15 protein-coding genes are annotated in these 15583 nt (G+C 66.2%); 9 read left to right on the top strand and 6 right to left on the bottom strand.

Translation table 11 applies throughout. The annotated features are described in order from the left end of the window. Positions 1 to 26: 26 nt before the first annotated feature. The 4 genes from metA (at position 27) to V5734_RS11070 (ending at position 3842) form a co-directional block, all read left to right on the top strand. On the top strand, positions 27 to 944 hold the full coding sequence (gene metA, locus V5734_RS11085) for a homoserine O-acetyltransferase MetA (protein WP_347313553.1): 918 nt from the start codon (positions 27 to 29) through the stop codon (positions 942 to 944). Between the two features lie 81 nt (positions 945 to 1025). After that, positions 1026 to 1916 carry a polyphosphate kinase 2 gene (gene ppk2 / locus V5734_RS11080; RefSeq protein ID WP_347313552.1) on the top strand — a complete coding sequence of 297 codons (891 nt, stop codon included), beginning with the start codon at positions 1026 to 1028 and terminating at the stop codon, positions 1914 to 1916. Further along, complete coding sequence (locus tag V5734_RS11075; protein ID WP_347313551.1) at positions 1909 to 2526, top strand: TetR/AcrR family transcriptional regulator; 618 nt, start codon at positions 1909 to 1911, stop codon at positions 2524 to 2526. The genes ppk2 and V5734_RS11075 overlap by 8 nt, the downstream gene beginning before the upstream one ends. Positions 2527 to 2621: 95 nt before the next feature. Next, entirely contained in the window at positions 2622 to 3842 is a 1221-nt protein-coding gene (locus tag V5734_RS11070; RefSeq protein ID WP_347313550.1) for an MFS transporter, read from the top strand. A gap of 58 nt (positions 3843 to 3900) precedes the next feature. Here the strand turns inward: V5734_RS11070 and V5734_RS11065 are convergent, their stop codons facing one another. The 4 genes from V5734_RS11065 to V5734_RS11050 all read right to left on the bottom strand — a co-directional run bounded on the left by V5734_RS11065 (position 3901) and on the right by V5734_RS11050 (position 8656). Continuing rightward, positions 3901 to 4671: a squalene/phytoene synthase family protein gene (locus V5734_RS11065; protein WP_347313549.1), complete on the bottom strand. Its 771-nt coding sequence runs from the start codon at positions 4669 to 4671 to the stop codon at positions 3901 to 3903. Then, positions 4668 to 6290, bottom strand: coding sequence for a citramalate synthase (gene cimA / locus V5734_RS11060; RefSeq protein WP_347313548.1), 1623 nt, complete (start codon positions 6288 to 6290; stop codon positions 4668 to 4670). The genes V5734_RS11065 and cimA overlap by 4 nt, the downstream gene beginning before the upstream one ends. 129 nt (positions 6291 to 6419) lie before the next feature. Then, positions 6420 to 7817 (bottom strand): cysteine--tRNA ligase, encoded by a 1398-nt coding sequence (gene cysS, locus V5734_RS11055; RefSeq protein ID WP_347313547.1) that lies wholly within the window; start codon positions 7815 to 7817, stop codon positions 6420 to 6422. 230 nt (positions 7818 to 8047) lie between these two features. Next, positions 8048 to 8656: a DUF6778 family protein gene (locus V5734_RS11050; RefSeq protein ID WP_347313546.1), complete on the bottom strand. Its 609-nt coding sequence runs from the start codon at positions 8654 to 8656 to the stop codon at positions 8048 to 8050. Between the two features lie 302 nt (positions 8657 to 8958). Here V5734_RS11050 and V5734_RS11045 point away from each other — a divergent pair, with 302 nt between their 5' ends. Continuing rightward, complete coding sequence (locus V5734_RS11045) at positions 8959 to 9813, top strand: TPM domain-containing protein (protein WP_347313545.1); 855 nt, start codon at positions 8959 to 8961, stop codon at positions 9811 to 9813. 37 nt (positions 9814 to 9850) lie between these two features. Here V5734_RS11045 and V5734_RS11040 read toward each other — a convergent pair whose 3' ends face one another. After that, positions 9851 to 10480: an outer membrane protein gene (locus V5734_RS11040; RefSeq protein ID WP_347313544.1), complete on the bottom strand. Its 630-nt coding sequence runs from the start codon at positions 10478 to 10480 to the stop codon at positions 9851 to 9853. Between the two features lie 250 nt (positions 10481 to 10730). On the opposite strand from V5734_RS11040, the gene V5734_RS11035 reads away from it, so the two are divergent. The 3 genes from V5734_RS11035 (at position 10731) to V5734_RS11025 (ending at position 13001) form a co-directional block, all read left to right on the top strand. Next, entirely contained in the window at positions 10731 to 11474 is a 744-nt protein-coding gene (locus tag V5734_RS11035; RefSeq protein ID WP_347313543.1) for an SDR family NAD(P)-dependent oxidoreductase, read from the top strand. Further along, positions 11474 to 12088, top strand: a complete 615-nt coding sequence (locus tag V5734_RS11030; protein ID WP_347313542.1) for a hypothetical protein — start codon at positions 11474 to 11476, stop codon at positions 12086 to 12088. Before V5734_RS11035 ends, V5734_RS11030 begins: the two co-directional genes overlap by 1 nt. Before the next feature lie 193 nt (positions 12089 to 12281). After that, positions 12282 to 13001, top strand: a complete 720-nt coding sequence (locus tag V5734_RS11025; protein WP_347313617.1) for a class II aldolase and adducin N-terminal domain-containing protein — start codon at positions 12282 to 12284, stop codon at positions 12999 to 13001. A 29-nt stretch (positions 13002 to 13030) separates the two neighbouring features. Here the strand turns inward: V5734_RS11025 and V5734_RS11020 are convergent, their stop codons facing one another. Further along, complete coding sequence (locus tag V5734_RS11020) at positions 13031 to 13864, bottom strand: alkaline phosphatase family protein (RefSeq protein ID WP_347313541.1); 834 nt, start codon at positions 13862 to 13864, stop codon at positions 13031 to 13033. 148 nt (positions 13865 to 14012) lie between these two features. On the opposite strand from V5734_RS11020, the gene betC reads away from it, so the two are divergent. After that, complete coding sequence (gene betC / locus V5734_RS11015; protein WP_347313540.1) at positions 14013 to 15524, top strand: choline-sulfatase; 1512 nt, start codon at positions 14013 to 14015, stop codon at positions 15522 to 15524. Positions 15525 to 15583: the final 59 nt, after the last annotated feature.

Here is a 15583-nt window from a genome sequence, read left to right as displayed (position 1 = left end):
CCGGCTTCCCGGAAGGAGACCGACCGATGCCCATCACCCTGCCCGAGACGCTGCCCGCCTTCGATGTCCTGTCGAAGGAAGGCGTCATGGTGATGTCGCCCGATCGCGCCGCGCATCAGGACATCCGGCCCCTGCGGATCGGGCTTCTCAACCTGATGCCGAAGAAGATCCAGACCGAGAACCAGTTCGCCCGGCTGATCGGCGCGACCCCCTTGCAGATCGACTTCCAACTGATCCGGATGTCCGAGCATCAGACGAAGAACACCGCCGCCGAGCATATGGAGGCGTTCTATCGCCCCTTCCAGGAGGTCAAGGGCGAGAAGTTCGACGGCCTGATCATCACCGGCGCGCCGATCGAGCATCTGCGGTTCGAGGACGTCACCTATTGGGACGAGCTGACCGAGGTGATGAACTGGACCCAGACCAACGTCCATTCCACCTTCGGCGTCTGCTGGGGCGGCATGGCGATGGCGTGGCATTTCCACCGGGTGCCGAAGCACATGCTGGATCACAAGGCCTTCGGCTGCTTCCGGCACCAGAACCTCGCCCCGGCTTCGCCCTATCTGCGCGGGTTCTCGGACGATTTCATCATGCCCGTCAGCCGCTGGACCGAGATGCGGCAGGCGGATATCGACAATGCGCCCGGCCTGACCACCCTCCTGACCTCGGACGAGTCGGGGCCCTGCCTCGTCGATGATCCCTGCCACCGGGCGCTCTACATCATCAACCATCTCGAATATGACAGCGGCACGCTGAAGGAAGAGTACGACCGCGACGTCGCGAACGGCACGCCGATCAACGTGCCGATGAACTACTACCCCGACGACGACCCGGCGCGGGATCCGGTCAACCGCTGGCGGAGCCACGCACATCTGCTTTACGGCAACTGGATCAACGAGATCTACCAGTCCACGCCCTTCGACATGGCGAAGATCGGGGCCTGATCCGGCAGATAACCGGCGCGATTGCACCCCGGCGGCGGATGATCATACTTGTCCGGGAAACGGCAGAGGACGGCAGCGATCATGGCCAGGCCAGAAGAGCCCCAGCAAATCCCCTTCGTCGGCGATATCACGGAGTATCTCGAAACCGGGGCGCCGGCTTCGGTGCGAAAGGCGATCCTCGACGGCGGCAAGGACGACATCCTGTCGGAGACCTACCCTTACGAACGCGAGATGAAGGGCAAGGACTACGACAAGCACATGAGACGGCTCCAGGTCGAGCTGGTGAAGATGCTCTTCGACCTCCGCGCCACCGGAAAGCGCCTCTGCGTTCTTTTCGAGGGGCGCGACGCCGCCGGCAAGGGCGGCGCGATCGAGCGGATGCGGGAGAACCTCAATCCCCGCGCGGCCTATATCGTCGCCCTGCCGAAACCGACCGAGCGCGAGGCGACACAGTGGTATTTTCAGCGCTATATCGACTGGCTTCCAGCGGCGGGCGAAGTCGCGCTCTTCGACCGGTCCTGGTACAATCGGGGCGTGGTGGAGCATGTCTTCGGCTTCTGCACGCCCGAGCAACGCCAGCTTTTCTTTCGGCAATTGCCGGAATTCGAGAAAATGGTCGTCGATGAAGGCATCATCCTCGTGAAGCTCTGGCTCAATGTCGGCCGGGCCGAACAGCTTCGCCGATTTCTGAAGCGCGAGATGGATCCGCTGAAACAGTGGAAACTGAGCTGGATCGACGTCGAGGGCCTGAAGAAATGGGACGAGTACAGCGCCGCCATCGAGGAAACGCTGGCCAAATCGCATTCGGAATATGCCCCCTGGACCGTGATCCGCGCTGACGACAAGGCCCGCGCCCGGATCGCCGCGATCCAGTCGGTGCTGAACGCGGTCGATTATGCCGGCAAGGACAGAAAGGCGATCGGCCCGGTCGACAGCAGGATCTGCGGAGGCCCCGGCATCCTGGATGGCTAAACGCGGCTATCATCACGGCAACCTCCGCCAGGCGTTGATCGACGCGGCGCTGAAGCTGATCGAGGAGCAGGGCCCGCAAGGTTTCACGCTCTCGGACGCGGCGAAGCTCGCCGGCGTGACACCGGCGGCCGTCTATCGCCACTTCGCCGGCCGCGACGACCTCATCGCCGAGATCGCGCGCCAGGGGTTCGAGATCTTCGCCGATCTCATGGACCACGCCTATAACGGCGGCAAGCCCACCGCACTTTCGGCCTTCGAGGCGACGGGGCGCGCCTATCTCGCCTTCGCACGGAAATTCCCCGGCCATTACATGGCGATGTTCGAAAGCGGCATCTCGCTCAACACCAATCCCGACCTCGCCCGCGCCGCCGACCGGGCCCGGCAGGTCTTTACGCGCGCGGCCGAGGCGCTGTCGCAGCATATTCCGGCAGCAAAGCGCCCGCCCGCCTCGATGTTCTCTGCCCATATCTGGGCGATGAGCCACGGCGTGGTGGAGCTTTTCACCCGTGGCGCGCCAGGTGCCCGGGCCCCCTTTCCGCCCGAGGAACTTCTGGAGACGGGCATCGGGATCTACCTCCGCGGTCTCGGCCTTGTGCCGCCCGACGGCTAGGCGGTCGTCACCGCGATTGTACTCGCGACAATTTCGCGCTGGTTCGCGATGGAAGCGCACTTGCCGGGGCACCCGGCTGCGACTAGGGATGGGCCATGACCACCGCAGACCCCGCCCTCAGCGACAGCGACAGCCGCGCCCGCCGCAACGTGGTGGTGTTGGTTCTGGCGCAGGCAATCCTCGGATCGCAGATGCCGATGGTCTTCGTCGTCGGCGGCCTAGCCGGGCAGATGCTGTCGCCCAATCCCTGCTGGGCGACGCTGCCGATCACGATGATCGTGCTCGGCTCCATGCTCGCGGCGACGCCGCTCTCCTCGTTCATGGGGCGGTTCGGGCGGCGGTCAGGCTTCTGGGCCGGGACAACGGGCGGGGCGGCCGGGGCGGCCGTTTGCGCCTTCGGTCTTTATTCCGGATCTTTCGCGATCTTTCTCGGCGGGTCCTTCCTGACCGGCCTCTACATGTCGGCGCAAGGATTTTACCGCTTCGCCGCCGCCGACACGGCGACCGAAGCGTTCCGGCCGAAGGCGATCTCCTGGGTGATGGCCGGCGGCCTTGCCTCCGCGATCATCGGTCCGCAGCTGGTCAAGGCGACGTCCGAGGCGATGCCGGTGGCCTTCCTCGGCACCTACCTGGCCGTCATCGTTCTCAACATCCTCGGCGCCTCGCTCTTCCTGATGCTCGACATCCCCCCCCCGCCCCGCCGCGCCGACGGGGAGCCGTTGGGCCGGACCCGGCGCGAGATGCTGCGCGACCCGACCATCGTCGTCGCGATGATCTGCGCCATGGTCAGCTATGCGCTGATGAACCTCGTCATGACCTCGACGCCGCTGGCCGTCGTCGGTTGCGGCTTCGAAAGCGACAATGCCGCCGACATCGTGTCCGCGCATGTGCTGGCGATGTTCATCCCCTCGTTCTTCACCGGCCACCTGATCGCCCGGTTCGGCGCGCCGGCGATCATCGGGACGGGACTTGTCATTCTCGCCGCTGCGGGGGCCGTCGCGCTGTCGGGCGTCGACCTCGAACAGTTCTTCCTTGCCCTGATCCTACTCGGGATCGGCTGGAACTTCGGCTTCATCGGGGCCACGACGCTTCTGTCCTCCGCCCATACGCCGGAAGAGCGCGGGCGGATCCAGGGGATCAACGACCTCGTCGTCTTCGGTGGCGTGACCCTGGCATCGCTCTCGTCGGGGACACTGATGAACTGCTCCGGGTCGAGCGTCATCGCCGGCTGGCAGGCGGTCAATATCGCGATGCTGCCCTTCCTTGTTCTAGCGGGCGGGTCGCTCATCTGGCTGGTGCTGCGGCCGAGGGGCTGATTGGCGCGCGCGGCCCCCGTCGCCGCACCCGGCCTGATTTGACAATGAAGACGCGGCGTCAGATACGGCCGGTGAATACCCGGATGAGGAGCGCCCATCTCCGGCCGAAGTCGGACAGATTCAGCGTTCCCTCCGCGACCCGCGCAGGCTCCCGTTCGGCGAGCGCGAGGATTCGTTCAGCGCTGGCGCCGGACCAGAGCGCGGGCCGGGCCGCCCGGGGAATAGCGGACGCCCGCGCGCGGCGCATGCGTGCGCGGCCCTCGACGGCAAGCCTGCGAAGGGCGTCTGGCCGGCCATCGACAAGGGGGATGCGGCCCCGCGCCTCAAGCTCCGGGACCGCGCGGAGATAGGCGGAGAGCCCCGCGCCCCATGCAAAGTCGCGGATTGCGGGTTCCGCGGCGGCGGGGGCACCAAGCGTCCGGGCGGCGGCCCACATCAGGTTGCCCGACGTCGCGTCGAGATAGGCGTCGAAATCGGCGCGGCCGGTGAACGGCTCGCGCCAGCAATCCCATCGCCGCGCCTCGGCGATACCGATGAGGAGGTCCGCGAGGACGCCGTCTGCGGCAAGCATCGGCGCCAGCGCCTCCGTCACCGGATGCCCGGCCCGGCCCGCCCCTCCGGCCAGTTCACCGATCGTGTTGATCCACCATTGCAGCCGCATCTCGGCCACCATCGGCTCGGCCGAGGCCCAGGGCGCGCGGGCAATTTCCAGGTTGATGGCGTAGAGCGGCCAGAGCAGCGACCGCGCCGCGACGGGCGCCGCCATCGTCGCGGCGAAGCGGTCGGGATCGCCTTCGGCGACAAGCCCGGCGCAGGCCTCAAGGCTCATGCCGGCCGAGCCCCGTCGCGGACCAGCTTCCAGGTGATCGCGTCAAGCAGCGCCTCGAAGCTCGCGTCGACGATGTTGGGGCTGACGCCCACGGTCGACCAGCGATGCCCCGCACTGTCCTCGCTGTCGATGATGACGCGGGTCACCGCCTCGGTGCCGCCTTGGGTGATCCGCACCTTGAAATCGACAAGCTTCATGTCGTCGATATTGGCCTGATAGGGCCCGAGATCCTTCGCCAGCGCCTTCGAGAGCGCGTTGACCGGCCCCCGGTCGGCACCGGTCTCGTCCATCGATTCCGACACCGACAGCATCTTCTCGCCGCCGATCTTCACCACGACGACGGCTTCGGAGAGCGTGACCATGCGGTCATACTTGTTCTTCCGCCGCTCCACCGTCACCCGGTAGCGCTTGACCTCGAAGTAGCGCGGCAGGAGGCCAAGCTCGCGCCGCGCCAAGAGCTCGAACGACGCCTGCGCGCCGTCATAGGCATAGCCCTGATCCTCGCGGGTCTTGATGACGTCGAGGATGCGGGCAAGGGCCGGATCCTTGTCCGCGACCTCGATCCCGGCGGCGGCAAGGCGCATGCGCAGGTTCGACTGGCCCGCCTGGTTCGACATCGGGATCACCCGGTCGTTGCCTACAAGGGAAGGGTCGACATGTTCGTAGGTCGTCGGGTCTTTCAGGATCGCGCTGGCATGGAGGCCGGCCTTGTGGGCAAAGGCCGAGGCGCCGACATAGGCGGCCGAGCGCAAGGGAACGCGGTTGAGGATATCGTCGAGCAGGCGCGACACCTTCGTCATCCCCTTCAGCGCGTCGCGGCTGACGCCGGTCTCGAACCGGCTGGCATAGGGCTCCTTCAGGATCAGCGTCGGGATCAGCGAGGTGAGGTTCGCGTTGCCGCAGCGCTCTCCAAGGCCGTTCAGCGTGCCCTGCACCTGCCGCGCGCCGGCATCGACGGCGGCGAGGCTGGCGGCGACGGCGTTGCCGGTGTCGTCATGGGTATGGATGCCGACCCTGTCGCCGGGGATGCCGGCGGCGATGACCTCGGCGGTGATCCGGCCGACCTCGGCGGGAAGCGTGCCGCCATTGGTGTCGCACAGCACGATCCAGCGGGCGCCGGCCGCGAAGGCCGCGTTCAGGCACTCCATCGCGTAGGCAGGGTTGGCCTTGTAGCCGTCGAAGAAATGCTCGGCGTCGAACAGCGCCTCGCGTCCCCTGGCGGCGAGATGGGCGACGGAGGCGCGGATATTCTCCACGTTCTCGTCGAGCGTGATGCCGAGCGCCGTGGTGACGTGGAAATCGTGGGTCTTGCCGACAAGGCAGACGGCGGGTGTGCCGGCGTTGAGGACGCCCGCCAGAACCTCGTCATTCTCCGCCGAGCGTCCGGCCCGCTTGGTCATGCCGAAGGCGGTGAAGGTGGCGCGGGTCCGGGGCCGTGCCTCGAAGAAGTCGCTGTCGGTCGGGTTGGCGCCGGGCCAGCCGCCCTCGATATAGTCGAGCCCGAGCGCGTCGAGCGCGTTCGCGATCTGGATCTTGTCGGCGACCGAGAACTGCACGCCCTGCGTCTGCTGCCCGTCGCGGAGCGTCGTGTCGTAAAGGTAGAGGCGTTCTTTATCCATTTTTCGCGCCCGTCTCCGGGTCGCTTGCGACCCGGTTCGCCCCCGACCCGCCCCCCAGGGCGGGGGCGAAATCGCCCCCACCCTCGGGCCGGGCGCGAACCTCTGCTGTGCTTTGGATCGGCCTCAGCATCATTCCAAGGCCTCCAGTTTGGATACATCCACTTCTGGTCCTGCCACCAGAACAATGCCGTCTTTGGAAATCGCGACTTTGACGCCGGCGGCCGTCAATGCATCGCGAAACGCGTCTGCAGTTGAAAAATCCTTCGTTTCCTTTGCCGTTGCCCTCAGCTCCGAAAGCTTGTTCGTCAACGCGTCAAGTTGCACGCCCGGTTTATGCAGCCAGTCTCCCATCCCATCTTGAAGGAGCCCCAATAGCAGAGCGCCGGCTTTCAACTCTGCGGCCGCGCCCGTTTTGGCCAGACTGTGCAACTCAGCGAGCGCACCGGCGGTGTTTAGGTCATCACCCAACGTGTCGAGGATCGATGTTGGTGCACCACACATCGTGACGACATCAGCGGTAACCTCACGCCACTTCCTTAATGTTCTTGCCGCCTGCTTGGCCTTTTCTTCCGTCCAGTCCATCGGCTTGGAGTAGTGGGTCGAGAGATAAACGAAACGGATCACCTCACCCGGCACCCCCTGATCCAGCAGATCGCGCACGGTGAAAAAGTTGCCCAGGCTCTTGGACATCTTCCTGCCCTCGACCTGAAGCATCTCGTTATGCATCCAGACCCGGGCGAAATCCGCCTCCGGGTGGGCGCAGGCCGACTGGGCGATCTCGTTCTCATGGTGCGGGAACTGAAGGTCGATGCCGCCGCCGTGGATGTCGAAACTGTCGCCGAGAAGCTCGTGGCTCATGGCGGAGCATTCGATATGCCAGCCGGGTCGGCCGCGCCCCCACGGGCTTTCCCAGCCCGGCAGGTCATCGCTCGACGGCTTCCAGAGGACGAAATCCATCGGGTCTTCCTTGAAGGGCGCGACCTCGACCCGTGCCCCGGCGATCATGTCGTCGACCGACCGGCCGGAAAGCTTGCCGTAATCCCTGTAGCTCCGCACCCGGAAGAGGACATGGCCCTCTTTCGCATAGGCGTGACCGCTCGCGATCAGTCCCTCGATCATCGCGATCATCTGGCCGATAAATTCGGTCGCGCGCGGCTCCAGCGTCGGGGAAAGGTTGCCGAGCGCGCCCATGTCGTCGTGATACCAGCGGATCGTCTCGTCCGTCCGCTCTCGGATCAGTTCTTCCAACGACCGGGGATCGCCCGCCTCTTTCCGCCGCTGGGCCTCGGCGTTGATCTTGTCGTCGACGTCGGTGAAGTTGCGGACATAGGTGACGTGATCCGCCCCGTAGACGTGACGGAGAAGCCGGAAGAGCACGTCGAAGACGATGACCGGGCGCGCGTTGCCGATATGGGCGCGGTCGTAGACCGTCGGCCCGCAGACATACATCCGCACGTTTTCGCGGTCGATGGGCTCGAAAACCTCTTTCGTGCGGGTCTTCGTGTTGTAGAGCCTGATCGTGGTCATGCCTTGTCCTCGCGCACGCGTCCCGGTGGCGGGCTTACCAATCTCTTCGGATGTTGGAAACAGAAGAACGGCCCGCCTGATCCGGCGTTTCCATTCCGAAACGCCTGTGTCAGCCGGTAATGCAGATAATGCAGATGTTACCGTAGGTCGTCATGCGGCGTTGCATAGCGCGATTTCCGCGCCCTGCCAAGGCATTCCGCGCGCCTCGCCCGCAGGGTTGCCGGCGTCGATCAGCCGCCGAGGCTGGAGAAGGTCCGCCGCGCGTCGGGCCCGGTGCCGAGCCAGCTGGCGATGGTCCGCGCGACGTGGCTGGTGATCTGGCTTTTCTGGGTCTCGCCCTGCACCCGGGCTTCCGACATCGTCGCCCCGGTCATCGCCGGAAAGGATGCCTCGATATAGTCCGGGCCGGCGAGGACCTTGCCGCTTTCCGCGTCAAGCGCGGTGATGGTGAACTCGATGTCGTGAACGCCGCCGGGGGCGCGGGTTTCGGCAAGGAAGGTCATCGCGTGAAAGCGCGCCATCGTGACTTCGAACCGGACCGGCCGATCTCCCTTCAGGCCGGCGGCACCCTGCCCGATCGCGTTTTTCATGATTGCGGCGACTTGTTCGTATCGGTCGCCAGCGGCATCCTCGCGCCAGACGATATCGGCCTTCGGCAGGAATATCTCCTCCTCCGACACGACGAGGGTACGCGGCACCGACACGTCGACGGATGTCACGCGCCAGTTCGTCGCGTCGGGGCTTTCGTCATAGTAGGTCCGAAACGTGCCGCCACAGGCCGCAAGAGCCATGACGAGGATCACTACCGACAATCTGGTTGCAACATCGCGAAATCGCATCGGGTACTCCGTCCCTGGTCACGCGCGGCGAATCGGCACCGCGATCTTTCTTGATCTGGCGCAAGATCATGGCGGGTTTTGGAGGAGAATTGGTCTATTGTCGCGTCATTTCCCATCCTTGCGGGGGCAAGTTGCGGTTTTGCCACCGCCATGCAACCGGGGGGTGAGGGCTGTCGTCACGCGCTCCCGTTCGCCAGTCGGGCGCGTGGGATGCTGCCAAGGGCGCTTGCCATCTCCCCGGCCGGGCCCCTATCCAGTGAGCATCGCCCGTCATTCCGGACGGGCGGAAAGGATGCCGGCCCATGTTCCGTTTCGTCACCGTCGTGATCCTGTCCGCGCTCCTCTGGTCCGGGCTCGCGAAGGCGGAGGTCTATCCGCCCTATATGGATGCTTTCGTGTCCGACCTTGCCGGGGCTCTCGACCCGGCCGCCGAGAACGGTCTTCGCACCATGCTTGAAACCCTCGAGGCGGAGACCGGTGTCGAAATGACGGTGCTGACGATCCGGACGCGCGACGACTACGCCCCGTCCGCGTCGATCGAGGCTTTCGCGACCGGTCTCTTCAACGATTGGGGGATTGGCCGGGCCGACCGGAACGACGGCATCCTCGTCCTCGTGGCGGTGGCCGACCGGGAAATGCGGATCGCGCTCGGCAGCGCCTATGGTCAGGGTTACGACGTTCTCGCCCAGGATATCATCAGCCGCTTTTTTCTGCCCGACTTCCGGGACGGCGACTACCAGCGCGGGATCGTGGCCGGGACCGGCGAGACAATCGCCCGGATCGCGCGGCGGCACGCGCTGGACCTGCCGCCGGAAGCGTTGCAAAAGGCCGCGCCGGGTGGGATTCCGGGTTGGGTGCCTGTCCTCGCGCTTGCCGCCTTTGGGGGGCTGATCGCGGTCCGGCGGCGGATCGGCGATGCACTACAGGTGCTCCGGCGCTGCCCCGCCTGCGGCCGCCTCGGAATGCGGCGCGGGCGTGAGGTCGTGGCGTCAGCCACGGCCGAAGATGACGGGCCCGGTGTCGTCCGGACGCGCTGCCGGCATTGCGATTTCCACGAGGACCGGCCCTACGCCATCCCGCGCAAGACTGCGTCGGGCAGACGCGGTTCCTTCGGCGGAGGGCGATCTTCCGGCGGCGGCGCCACCGGGCGATGGTAGGCGGCGGGGACCGTTCCGGCCCCCGCGCCATCTTTCATCAGAACCGGAAGTTCACGTTGACCGTCGCAGTCGTCGCGTCGACATCGGTGCCGGTATTGTCGAAGTCGTCGAACTGGTTGTGCAGCACTTCGCCGCCGACCGACCAGCCGTTGTTCAGCGCGTATTCCGCACCGATACCGGCGAACCAGCCGTTGTCGGAATGGCTCACCCCCGCGAGATCCGCCTTGGCCCGGGCCGGACCGGCGGTGCCGTAGATCAGCGTCTGGCCGAGATCGTAGCCGGCACGGAGCTTCAGCCGGGCGATGCTGTCGAGGTTGTCCGGCCCGCCGCCAAGATCGATATCGGTCTTGTCCCAATCGAGGCCCGCACCCACGACCCAGTTGCCGAGATCCCAGTCATAGCCGCCGCGCAGACCGTAGGTTGCGCCATTGCCGTCAAGCGCGCCGGCCGACGCGTCGCCATAGCCAAGCTGGGCACCGACATATCCGCCGGTCCAGTCGGCCCCGACCGGCGCCGCAACCACCGGCGCCGCGACCGGCGCCTCGGCGACCGGCTCGGAATATCCGCCGGCCAGCGCCGGCACCGCCAGCGCCCCCGACACCGCCACGCCGAGCGCGGCTTTGGTCAGCAAGTTCATCATCGTCTCCAGTTCTGCTCTATCATCCATTCGGCGCACCGATGCCGGCCGTCGGAATGCCACCGATCCGGCCGCTCATGGCGCGCACCGGGAACCTATTCCCACCGCCGGGACTTCCAAGGGGATCTCACAAATGCTTGATCGGTAACGGCAATTTCGCGCCGGGCATCGGCTGAAACTGGCCGATGGCCCTTTGAGAGGTCCATCGCACGCCGGCTGGACAGCCCGTCTTTTCGCGGTTACTTTATGAACACACGTTCAGTTAATTCGAGAGGCGGCGATGCAACTTGGCACGGCAAGGGCGATCATCACCGGCGGCGCTTCGGGCCTTGGCGCGGCCACGGCACAGGCGTTTCGCGACAAAGGCGCGCAGGTGACGATCTTCGACCGCGCGGCCGCGGGCGCGGCCTTCGCCGCGGAGATCGGCGCGCATTTCGCCGAGGTGGACGTGACCGACGAAGCCTCGGTGACCGCGGGCATTGGCGCCGCCCGGCGCGCGATGGGGGGAATCGATGTCCTCATCAACTGCGCGGGCATCGCGACCGGGGAAAAGACGCTCGGGCGCGATGGGCCGCACACCCTCGACAGCTTCCGCCGGACCATCGACATCAACCTTGTCGGCTCCTTCAATGTCCTGCGCCTCGCCGCCGCCGAAATGGCCGCCAATCCCGGGCCTGAGCGCGGGGTTATCGTCAATACCGCCTCCATCGCCGCCTTCGACGGGCAGAAGGGCCAGACTGCCTATGCGGCCTCCAAGGGCGGTATCGTCGGGCTGACGCTGCCTGCCGCGCGCGACCTTGCCCAGCAGGGCATCCGCGTCTGCGCCATCGCGCCCGGCATCTTCGGCACGCCGATGATGAGGGGCCTGCCGCAGGAGGTGCAGGACAGCCTCGCCGCCGAAGTGACCTTTCCGAAGCGGCTCGGCGATCCGGCGGAATACGCGGCGCTCGCCGGCTTCATCGTCGAATGCGGCTATCTCAACGGCGAGGTGATCCGCCTCGACGGCGCGCTGAGGATGCGCTGATGGCGCGCGAGAACCGCGTCACGCCCGAAGGCGAGATCATCGCCGATCCGGGGCGCGGCCTTCTCACCGGCAATCGTGGCATCCTTTGCGACGAAGCCGGAACACGCCGGCACCTTTTCCGTCATCGCGCCTGGATTTCCTGCGTTCTGCATTATCGCGACCACCGCCAGCCGCTTGCCTCGACCCATAGCTGGACCCCGCTCTTCTTCCTCGACGAGGCGGTGGCGCTGGCCGCCGGGCACCGTCCTTGCGCGCTCTGCCGGCGCGAAGCCTATCTGCGCTTCCGGGCCGCCTGGGGCACGGCGACCGGGCGCCCCGCCCCGCGCGCGGACGCGATCGACGCCGTGCTTCACGAAGCGCGGATCGTGCCGCGCCTTCGGGCCAAGGTGACGTTCCGCGCGGATCTCGCGGGGCTGCCGGACGGCAGCTTCATCGCCGGCACCGACGGCCCCCATCTGGTTCTGCGGGACCGGCTTTTGCCCTACACGCCCTCGGGCTACCGGCCCGCCCTTCCCCGCCCCGGATCCGGCGAAGTCGAGGTTCTGACCCCGACGCCATTGGTCGCGGTCCTGAAGACGGGCTACGCACCGCTTCTGCACCCGTCGGCAACCTGATCATCCGAACGATCTACCTCGCCCGACAGCACGGAAAGACCGGCCCTCCGCTCGGACTTGGGCGGACGAGGTCGCAGAGTGACCAGCCGAAGGCGCGCACGGACCTGCATTCAACCGCGCGGTGGGCAGACTGGGCCGGAAACCACATGGAGGCGCCGAAGTGAACAAGCCGACCCGGATCAACATCGACCACATGACCGAGCGGTGCGACCTCGCCGCCGCCTTCCGCTGGACGGCGCGCGAGGGGATGCACGAAGGGGTCGCCAATCATTTCAGCCTTGCCGTGAACGATGATGGCACCCGGTTCCTCATCAACCCCTTCGGCCGTCACTTCGCGCGGATCAAGGCGACCGAGCTTCTCCTTCTCGACGCCAATGATCCCGATACTCTCGACCGGCCCGACGCCCCCGACCCCACGGCCTGGGGTCTGCACGGGTCGATTCACCGCGCCTGCCCCCATGCGCGCTGCGTGATGCATGTCCATTCGATCCATGCGACCGTGCTTGCCAGCCTCGCCGACAGCCGGCTGCCGCCGGTCGACCAGAACACGGCGATGTTCTTCAACCGCTACGTGGTGGACGACCACTATGGCGGCATGGCCTTCGGCGACGAAGGCGCGCGCTGTGCCGCGATGCTGTCGGATCCGAAGGTCCGCACCATGATCATGGGCAATCACGGTGTCCTCGTGATCGGCGAGACAGTCGCCGAGACCTTCAACCGGCTCTACTATTTCGAACGTGCGGCCGAGACCTATATTCGCGCGCTTCAGACCGGCCGGCCGCTGCGCGTCCTCTCCGACGAGGTCGCCGAGAAGACCGCGCGGGAATGGGAGGACTATCCCGACCTCGCCGGGCAATTCCTGGGTGAGATCCGGGCGCTCCTCGATGCCGAGGGCGCGAATCACGCCGATTGAAGCGGGGGGCCGTTGCCGGCCCCTTCGCCCTATTCCAGGAACGGCACCGCCGTCATCGACCCCGGCACCGGCACGCCCAACCGCGCGAGGATCGTCGGCGCGAGCGAAAGCTGGTCGAGAAGCGCGTCGGGTGCCGGCCCCTGACCGTCGCCGAAATAGTACAGCGCGACGTCGCGCTGGTCGTCGCCCGCGCCGCCGTGATGACCCCGTGTCGACTGGCCATGATCGGCGGTCACGATGACCTCGTAGCCCGCCGCCCGCCAGCGCGGAATGAACGGGGCGAGCTGCGCGTCCATCATGCAGCAGGCCTTGTCCATCTCGATGCAGTCGTGCCCGAAGCGGTGCCCCATGCTGTCGAGCGTGCAGGTATGGAGCATCCCGTAGTCAATGCCCTTGCGTTCGGCGAGCATCGTCAGCGTGGCGAAGAGGTCGGCATCACAGGGCGTCATCTGGTTCATGTGGCCGTAGCCGGTCATCGTATGGAACCGGCCGTGATGAATCGGCCCGTCGTCCTCGTCATACTCGATGTCGCGCACCGGATCGAAGGGGTGCCGCTGGAAGAAGGCCGACCAGAAGGAATGCGCGACCGCCCCGGTGCGGCCACCGGCCCCGGCGACCTCGGAGAAGATGTCCGGCTCGGCCACCCGGAAGATCGTCTCGTTCGAGGTGACGTGGTGGACCTGCGGGGTCACCCCGGTATGGATCGAGGCGTAGCAAGAGGCCGAGATCGACGGCAGGACCGAGCGCATCTTCCAGACCCGCGCCGCCCCGGTCGCGACCCAGCCTTCGAGATTGCCGAAATAGCGTCGCCAGTTGGCGTAAGGCACCCCGTCGAGAATGATCAAAAGCAGTTTTCGGTCCATCGCGGCACACCCCGTTCCAGCTTCCCGACCTGTCGCACGGATGCCTCAGAAGCGCGATGCCGGTGGCGGCACGAAGATGTCGCCTAGCGACCAGCGCCAGACGGCAAAGGTTGCCAATCTGCCGCCAGACCATGCGAGGAGACCCGGAATGAGCGACCGCCCCAACATCCTGATTCTGATGGTGGATCAGTTGAACGGCACGCTCTTTCCCGATGGACCGGCCGACTGGCTCCACGCGCCGAACCTCAAGCGTCTCGCCGCCCGCTCGGTCCGTTTCCGCAACGCCTATACCGGCTCGCCCCTCTGTGCGCCCGGGCGCGCCTCGTTTATGTCCGGCCAGCTTCCCTCGCGCACCGGCGTCTACGACAACGCGGCCGAGTTCGCCTCCGACATCCCGACCTATGCCCACCATCTGCGCCGCGCCGGCTACCAGACCTGCCTCTCGGGCAAGATGCATTTCGTCGGCCCCGACCAGCTTCACGGCTTCGAGGAGCGGCTGACGACCGACATCTACCCCGCCGATTTCGGCTGGACCCCGGATTACCGCAAGCCCGGCGAGCGGATCGACTGGTGGTATCACAACATGGGCTCGGTCACCGGCGCGGGGGTCGCCGAGATCACCAACCAGATGGAGTACGACGACGAGGTCGCCTACAACGCGACCGCCAAGGTCTACGACCTCGCGCGCGGGCTGGATGACCGGCCCTGGTGCCTCACGGTCAGCTTCACCCATCCGCACGATCCTTACGTCGCGCGAAAGAAATACTGGGACCTTTACGAGGACTGCGAGCACCTGCTTCCGGAAGTGCCGGCGATGCCCTACGAGGATCACGACCCGCACGCCAAACGCATCTTCGACGCCAACGACTGGCGCAACTTCACCATCACCGAGGAAGACATCCGCAAGTCACGCCGCGCCTATTTCGCCAACATCTCCTATATCGACGACAAGATCGGCGCGATCCTGGAGGCGCTGGAGACGACCCGGCAGGAGGCGGCGATCCTCTTCGTCTCCGACCACGGCGACATGCTCGGCGAGCGCGGCCTCTGGTTCAAGATGAACTTCTACGAAGGCTCCGCGCGGGTGCCGCTGATGATCGCCGTGCCGGGGTTGGAACCGGGGCGCATCGACACTGCCGTCTCGACCATCGACGTGACGCCGACGCTCTGCCACCTCGCCGGGGTCTCGATGGACGACGTCATGCCCTGGACCGATGGCGAAAGCCTGGTCCCGCTCGCCACCGGAACCGAACGCTCCGCGCCGGTGCTGATGGAATACGCGGCCGAAGCGTCCTACGCGCCACTCGTTTCATTGCGGGAAGGGCGGTGGAAACTGAACCGATGCGCGCTCGACCCCGACCAGCTCTTCGATCTCGAGGCCGATCCGCACGAGTTGACGAACCTCGCGGACGACCCTGCCCTTGCCGGAACCCTCGCCAGCCTCAGGGCAAAATCAGAGGCCCGCTGGGACCTCGCCCGCTTCGACGCCGAGGTGCGGCAAAGCCAGGCCCGGCGCTGGGTGGTCTACGAGGCCCTGCGGAACGGCGACTATTTCCCGTGGGACTACCAGCCACTGAAAAAGGCCTCCGAGCGCTACATGCGCAACCACATGAACCTCGACAATCTCGAAGAGAGCAAGCGGTTCCCGCGCGGAGAGTGAGGGAGCCTCCGGCGGAGGTATTTTCAGGCAAGATGAACGCCATTGGCGCCATCTTGCCA

It is taken from the genome of Defluviimonas sp. SAOS-178_SWC, from assembly GCF_039830135.1.
Lineage (GTDB): Bacteria > Pseudomonadota > Alphaproteobacteria > Rhodobacterales > Rhodobacteraceae > Albidovulum.
Note: the sequence above shows the minus strand (reverse complement) of the source record. Positions and strands in the feature narration are given on the sequence as shown.